This window comes from Myxococcus sp. CA023 (genome assembly GCF_010998615.1).
Classification (GTDB): Bacteria; Myxococcota; Myxococcia; order Myxococcales; family Myxococcaceae; genus Myxococcus.
On record NZ_JAAEAH010000030.1, the window covers coordinates 85,924 to 93,201 of the forward strand.

The window sequence follows — 7,278 nt, forward strand, 5'->3', positions numbered from 1 at the left end:
TCAAGGTTCAGGTTCGATGGGTCGGCTCAATTACAGACACGGCAGCCGAGGCCGCACGCCGTGGAGACGGTGCAGCAGTAGCCCGCGGCGGGCGTACAGCAGTAGCTCCAGCCGCCGCAGGTGACACAGCACCCGAGGGCCTTGTCATTGTCAGACGGGGCTTCCAGCGGGTTGATGTCCATCGCTCGGTCTTCCACGCTCGTTACGGAGACTTTGAAGGCGGCGCGGAGCCCCTGGTGGATCTTTCCGTCCGCACGGGCCTCGATGACCTCGATGGGAGCGGCCGACTCGAGGTCATAGCCATTGTAGATGGTGTAGCGAACGGTGTCGGGAGCGATGACCTCTGGCACGATGCGGTAGGACAGCTTCAGCGTTTCGTTGGTGGCGCTGACGGGCTGTCCATCGATGGCGCGGAACGCGGCGCTCTCGCCGGTCTCGCTGTAGACGGTCATGTGGATGAGCTTCTTTTGAATGGCTGCGTCTGCGCTACTGGCCGCAAGGAGCAATGACGCCAATCCCACGACTTTGGAGAGGGTTCCGATCATGTCTGCGTTCCTCGTTGTGTGGTGGTGCGTTCGCGATTGGGAGTCCGAACCCCTCTCGGTCGTGAAGTCCTGTCGGTCACTCAGCGCGTGAGTGGATGTGGCCACCCGGGGCTCGGGGCATCTCTGGTGCTGTTGGATGGCGTTGTCTGTATATGGCATTGAGCGGCTGGGGTGTGAGAGTGGTTTGTGGTTGTGGCTTGGTATGTCGATTGAGGGACAGTGGTGGAGTGTTGATTTTGTCTGGTTTCCGAAGGTGGGCCCGCCGCGTCGGGTCAAGGCCAGACACAGGCCGGAGCGTGTGAGGAGTGATGGGCAGTGTGGCGTGGTAGGCTGACCCTCGATACCGCTCCCGCGGTTGCGCGGGGCGGCTCCCTCAATCCACTGGAGCCACACCATGCAATGGAGAGCCTTGCCCTGTGTCCTCGCCCTGTCCCTGGGCGCCTGCTCGGACCCCGAACCCGAGGCCCCGCGGCCGTTGAAGGTCGTTCTCTTCCCCTACATTCCGGACTCGGCGGGGGATGGCTTCGCCAGCCTCAAGCAGCGGCTGGAGGCGGATTTCGAGCGGGAGCATTCGGGCATCGACGTGGACATCGTGTTCGACGCGAACCTGGACCTCTATGACCTGGATGAAGGAGGCACCCTGAACCAACTCCTCGGTCAGGGAGCAGGGGCCGCGCAGGTGGTGGAGATCGACACGTTGATAATGGGTGACCTCGTGTCGAAGGGCTGGGTGCAGCCCGTCGCCCTGGAGGCGGGGGCCGCGCATCCGGCGGCGGAAGAAGCCGTCTCTATCGCTGGCCAGAGCTACGGGGTGCCGACCTACTTGTGCAGCTACGTCGTCTACTCGAACAGCCCCCACCTGTCGTCGGCCACGGATGGCGATTCCCTGGTCCAGATCCTCACGGATGTGGCACCGGGGATGCGCCCGTTGGCGGCCAACTACAGCGGGAGCTGGACGCTGCCCTCGTCCTACTTGGACGCGTGGGCCGACACGAATCCCACGGGCGTGTTGTCCCAGGCGCTGTCGCTGCCGCTGGACGCGTCGGCACTGGATTCGTTCGAGGACGTGGTGAAGAGCTGTGAGCTGGAGGCAGGCGTCAACCCATGCCTCGACGGCACCTACGCGGATAGTGCCCTGGCGGAAGAGGCGTTCGCCTTGGGGCAGGCCAACGGCTTCATGGGCTACACGGAGCGCCTGTTCTTTGTCCGGAAGGCCAACCCGGACATGGCGCTTCCAGAAGTCATCTCCGTTCCGCTGGGCACGGGCTCCGCGCCCTCGGTGTTCGTGGATGCGCTGGTGGTCAACGCGCAGTGCACGGGGATGTGTGCCGAGGACGCCCGCGCCTTCACCGACTTCATGAAGGACCCGGCGGTGCGCAGCCTCATTGCCTTCAGCGGGGACGCGCCGCAGGGCACGACGCCGCGTTATCTGTTGCAGGCCACCCAGGCTTTCTATCAGCAGGAGCCCGCGCGTTCTGACCCGATGTATCAGAAGTATGTGCAGTTCCTGAGCGGGGCCCGGCCCTATCCCAATCAGGGCTTCCCGCAGAACCGGAAGACGCTCCAGTCGGCGCTGATGGACGCGCTGCAGTAGAAAGACGTGCGGGTGTCGTCATGCGTCACGGCCTTCTGCGTTACAGTTTGCGTTCCCCATCAGGAGGTCGTGACATGACGGTTGCTGGCAAGCGCCCCAACTTCCTCATCATCACCACGGACGAGGAGCGATTTCCGCCTCCGTATGAGAACGAAGAGGCCCGTCGGTTTCGTATCGAGAATGACCGGGTTGGCCAGGAGCTCCGCAAGCATGGCATCGAGTTCCTCCGGCACCACACGGCCTCCACGGCGTGCGCGCCCAGCCGCACCACGCTCTACACGGGGCAATATCCGTCGCTTCACGGCGTGAGCCAGACTCCTGGCATTGGGAAGTCCTCGTTCGACCCGGACATGTACTGGCTGGCGCCCAACACCGTTCCCACGTTGGGGGAGTACTTCCGGAAGGGCGGCTATCAGACGCACTACCGGGGCAAGTGGCACATCTCCGACGAGGACATCCTGGTGCCGGGAACGCAGACGGCCCTCATGAGCAATGACGTGAGCGGCGACGCCTACCCCGAACGCATCGCCCTGTACGAGCAGGCTGGGCGTCTGGAGAAGTTCGGCTTCTCAGGTTGGATTGGCCCCGAGCCACATGGCTCGTCGCAAGCGAACGATGCCTCGGTCCGCGACCCAGGCTTCGCCGACCAGGTCTGCCGGCTGCTGAGTGAGCTGGAGCATCAGGCCGCGAAGGGTGATGCGGCGCCGTGGCTCGTCGTGAGTTCCTTCGTCAATCCGCACGACATCGTCTTCTCGGGCCTGCCCTGGTTCACCGAGTTCAGCGACCTTCAGCAAGCGGGGAAGCTGCCGGACGTGGCCCCTTCGCCGACGGCAGGCGAGTCACTCGAAAGCAAGCCGCGCTGTCAGAAGGACTACGTCTACACGTATCCGCGCATGTACCTGCCGCAGCGCGACACCGCGTCGTACCGGCAGCTCTATTACTTCCTCATGGCGGAGGTGAGTAAACACATCCAGCGGGTCTACGAACATCTCAAGAAGACCTCCTTCTTCGAGAACACCATCGTCGTCCTCACGTCCGACCATGGTGAGATGCTCGGGGCTCACGGCGGCATGATGCAGAAGTGGTACAACGCCTATCAGGAGACGCTGCACGTGCCGTGCGTCATCTCCAATCCAGGGCTGTTTCCGGAGCCCCGGAGGACGGAGGTGGTGACGTCGCACGTGGACCTGGTGCCGACGCTGCTGGGGCTCGCCGGAATCGACGCGGATGCGGCCCGGCGAGAGCTGGCACGGGACCACTCGGAGGCGCAGCCGCTGGTGGGCAGGGACCTGTCCGGTCTGGTCCTGGGCCGGGAGGCCGAGCGGCATGAGCCCATCTATTTCATGACCGACGACAACGTCGAGTCTGGGCTCCAGATGACCAACAACCTCACCGGCCAGGAGTTCGCGGGCGTCATCCAGCCCAAGCACATCGAGACGGTGATTACCCACCTTCCCGAACTCACGGGAGACACGCTTTGGAAGTACAGCTGCTATTCGGACAACCCGCGCTTCTTCGCGGGCGCGGCGGGGAACACGGACGAGGTCGCCACGGCGCGGTTCATTCCTCGTGAGTACGAGTGCTACGACCTCACGGAGGACCCGCTGGAGACCCGGAACCGGTGCAGCGCGGTGGCGGCGCAGCCCTTGTCGCAAGACATCCGTGACGCGCTCGACAAGGTCCTGAAGGAGCAGCGAGCGAAGAAGCGGCTGCTGCCCCAGAGCCTGAACCGGAACGCGGCGACAAAGGGCCCGCTGCGGGACTGAGGTCACGCCGTTCAACGGTGCGGGCAGCAGCGCACTTGGGTCATGGGCGGCGAATGAGGTGGACAGGATGGCGTGACGCCGGACCTGCGCCACGCCGAAGGGGTCCCCATGCCGTCCATGACCTGCCGTGTTGTCGCGACCCAGCAAGAGCTGGATGACGCGCTTCGCGTCCGTTGGGTTGTGTTCGGAGGTGAGCTGCGGCTGATGGCCAGACGGGGGCTCCCGACACAGCGGGAGGTGAATGGCTTCGACACGTTGTCGAGCACCGTCCACCTGGTCGTTTACGTGGAGCACGAGCCCGTGGCGACCGTGCGGATATTGCTGCCGAATCCCGAGGTGGCATCTTCGACCGGCGGCGTGCTGGGCGTCGAGATGGAGCAGCGCTTGGACCTGACTGGCCTGGTTGAACCGGGACAGGTGGTGGCGGAAGCAGCGCGCTTCTGCGTGCTCCGGCAGTGGCGGCACTCCGAGGCGCTGATACCCGGGGAGAGCACGTACCTCTCGAGAGGTAGAGACATCTCCCCTTGACCGGACCATCCTTCCTCATCAGCGGGCACTTCGCGTGGGAGGATGGCCGTGCAGCGAGCTTCAGATAGGCCTCAGGAACCGCGTGACCTGGTACATGAAGTCGGCTCGCTCACTACACCCCAAGCGGTCATGCATGTCCCGGATGTGCGTTCGCACTGTGTGTCGGGAGATCTTGAGTTCACTGGCGATCCGCTCGTTCTCCCAGTTCCGGAGCACTGCCTGCGCAACCCGTATCTGCCCCGGCGTCAGGTGTACGGCCAGATTGATTGGCAGCGGAATCGATTCGGGGAACTCGTACAGGAGGAGCGCCCAGTGCCCTGGGCTTCCATGGGCGGACAGGTCAATGTACGTCACCAGCAACGACTCATCGCCACGGGTTCGTTCAAACGTGTCGTTGCGGGGCCGTGCGAGGACGTCCATCTGGAGCAGCCCCCTGAGGTGGTCGAGCAGCGGCTGGGGTGTGCCTGCGCGGGTTCTCTCAGACTTGGAGAACCACTTCTCCACCATCGTGGTGGCGCGCTCGGAGCGAAGCGTCTCGAAGGTGGGAGGCGCCACAACAAGGAACTCGAAGTTCTGTCGTCGACTCAATGCTTCCAGGAGGCGATCGCCCGTCAAGGCGCTGGCGATGCGGCGGCTGTTGCGAATCGCGGTAACGAAGCTGGGGGACAGGAACTGCAAGGCCGCGCGAGCCTTCCGAGAGAAGGGGCGTCGCTTGTCCCGGTACATGGTGAAGCCGCCGAACACGCCGTCAGGGACCGTCATGAGCGTGGCCATGACCTGCTCCAGTTTCAGACCCAGCTCACAGCTGCGCAGGTAGAGAGGGCTCGTCTCCAGCTTCTTACGCGGCAGCATCTCCGAGTCCCGGAGGACCGTGTCGCGTTTGCGCACGACGGACTTGAGCACGAAGTCATCGGGCTGCAACTCGGCATACTGGGCCAGCAGGGCGTTGGGGGCGCCTGCCTCATCGATCCACTCATACGCCACTGGCTGTCCTGGTGTGACGATGCACAGGCCCGTGTAGTCGGCGGGGATGAGCTGGGTCAGAAGGCTTCGGGCCCGACCCAGCATGTCCGGCAGGATCAGCGACTCATTGAGGGCCACGGCGATCTTGCTCATGAGTTGGTACTCACGCGAGCTGAAGCGGAATGACGCGTCCATTCATCCCCCCGTCCTTGGGACGTTCTGGCTTTTGAGCGCAGGTGTTCAGGTCATGAATAGGTCCATGCCTGAACGCTGTCCCTACCTCCTGGGAGGTAGATGCCACCCCCTTGCGCCAGTGCTGGCCTGTCGCTAGTCGAAGGTGCGCAGGGCCAACTCATTCGCCGTCTCGACGAAGAGGCGCAGCATCTCGGGGTACTCGCGCGGAGGCGTCACTTCGAGGCGGTGCTGAGGCTGCAGGCGGGCATCCACGCAGAGCTCCATCGGCGGGGCGCTCCCATGAAGCCAGTCACAATGACTACCACCCTGGAGGTATGTGCGGCTCCGCGCCGCATCTGTACCGTGCTTTGAATGGTCAGAATTCTTCATTCAGCGGATTGGCAGATGGGGCTCCGAGCCCGTCATGTGGCTCATGTCGCGGAGGACGTGCGGAAGGCGAGACTGGAGGCCGCGAGCAACGTCATCAGCGCGGCCAACCGGTCGAAGGTGGATGCCGTCGTCCTGGCGGGTGACATCTTCGAGCACAATGTCGTCGAGGACCGTGTCGTCCATGCGGTCATCAAGGTGCTCGCGGGCTCTCTCGCGCCCGTGTACGTCCTGCCCGGCAACCACGATGCGCTGACGCCGGATGCCGTCTTCCGCCGGGCCTCCTGGAATCAGCGCCCGGATCACATCACCGTGCTGGATGGGAATGCGGCGGTGCCCATCCCGCACACCGATGCCGTGTTGCTCCCCGCGCCACTCCGCCAGAAAAAGGGCATGAAGGATCCCACCGCCGGCTGGGAGATGGCGTCCGGCCTGGACGCGATTCGCATCGGCGTGGCGCATGGCTCCCTGCGCATCGAAGGCAAGCACGCCGCGGACGACTTCCCCATCGCACTGGACGCGGCGGTCCGCGCTGGCCTCGACTACCTGGCCTTGGGTCACTGGCATGGGCAGTACGTCCATGACGGTCGTACGGCCTACTCGGGAGCCCACGAGACGACGAAGTTCGGTGAGGTGGGCTCGGGGCAGGCGCTGCTGGTGGAACTCTCGTCGCGGGGCGCCGTGCCCCGGCTGGAGCCGATTGCAACAGGGGCGCTGACCTGGAGGACGGTAGAGCTGGACCTGAGTCAGGGCCACGAGCCGGAGGTGGCTCGGGCTCGGGAGCTCGTGGCGCAGCTGGCGCGCCCCGAAAGGGCGCTGCTGCGCATTCACACCACGGGGTTTTCTTCCGAGGACGCCTCATCAGGGTTGGAGGCGTTCCGTGAGGAGCTTCAGGGGGGAGGGCTCCTTCATGTCTGCATCGAGCGCGAGGACGTACCACGCGCGAAGGCAGAGGGGCGCCTCGCGGACATCGCAGGTTCGAGCAGTCTGGTCTCCTCGTTGCTGGATGGACTGAACAAACCAGCCGCAGTTGGACCAGGTGCCACGCCGGAGCCCGTCAGGACCGCGGCCAGACAGTTGCTGTCAGAGCTGGTGATGGAGGTGTGGAAATGATTTTGCGCAGGCTTTGCGTCCAGCACTTTCGCTGCTTCCGGAGCCCGGTGTGAAGTTGCCCCGGTACCGCAGAGCGTTCCGCGCTTTCGCCCTCAAGCGGCAGCGCGGTGCTTCTTCTCGTAACCAGCGGGTGACTCGTAGTCGAGCGCGGAGTGGCGCCGGAGCGGATTGTACCAGCCCTCGATGAAGCGGAAGACGGCCATCCGCG

The 7,278-nt window shown here is 64.5% G+C and carries 6 protein-coding genes; 4 read left to right on the forward strand and 2 right to left on the reverse strand.

Annotation, left to right across the window (positions count from 1 at the left end; translation table 11 throughout):
• Positions 1 to 26 precede the first annotated feature (26 nt).
• On the reverse strand, positions 27 to 452 hold the full coding sequence (locus tag F8M74_RS15325) for a hypothetical protein (protein WP_141253200.1): 426 nt from the start codon (positions 450 to 452) through the stop codon (positions 27 to 29).
• Positions 453 to 939: 487 nt separating this feature from the next.
• Here F8M74_RS15325 and F8M74_RS15330 point away from each other — a divergent pair, with 487 nt between their 5' ends.
• From F8M74_RS15330 to F8M74_RS15340, 3 genes are all read left to right on the forward strand, one after another.
• Complete coding sequence (locus tag F8M74_RS15330; protein WP_141253201.1) at positions 940 to 2,139, forward strand: extracellular solute-binding protein; 1,200 nt, start codon at positions 940 to 942, stop codon at positions 2,137 to 2,139.
• A 74-nt stretch (positions 2,140 to 2,213) separates the two neighbouring features.
• The gene (locus tag F8M74_RS15335) at positions 2,214 to 3,905 is read left to right on the forward strand and encodes a sulfatase-like hydrolase/transferase (RefSeq protein ID WP_141253202.1); all 1,692 of its coding nucleotides are present in this window, start codon (positions 2,214 to 2,216) and stop codon (positions 3,903 to 3,905) included.
• Positions 3,906 to 4,013: 108 nt separating this feature from the next.
• A complete protein-coding gene (locus F8M74_RS15340; protein ID WP_141253203.1) occupies positions 4,014 to 4,433 on the forward strand; it encodes a GNAT family N-acetyltransferase in 420 nt (139 codons plus the stop codon).
• Between the two features lie 60 nt (positions 4,434 to 4,493).
• Here F8M74_RS15340 and F8M74_RS15345 read toward each other — a convergent pair whose 3' ends face one another.
• Positions 4,494 to 5,591: a LuxR C-terminal-related transcriptional regulator gene (locus F8M74_RS15345; protein WP_141253204.1), complete on the reverse strand. Its 1,098-nt coding sequence runs from the start codon at positions 5,589 to 5,591 to the stop codon at positions 4,494 to 4,496.
• A 351-nt stretch (positions 5,592 to 5,942) separates the two neighbouring features.
• Here F8M74_RS15345 and F8M74_RS15350 point away from each other — a divergent pair, with 351 nt between their 5' ends.
• Positions 5,943 to 7,070, forward strand: a complete 1,128-nt coding sequence (locus tag F8M74_RS15350; RefSeq protein ID WP_141253205.1) for a DNA repair exonuclease — start codon at positions 5,943 to 5,945, stop codon at positions 7,068 to 7,070.
• Positions 7,071 to 7,278 lie beyond the last annotated feature (208 nt).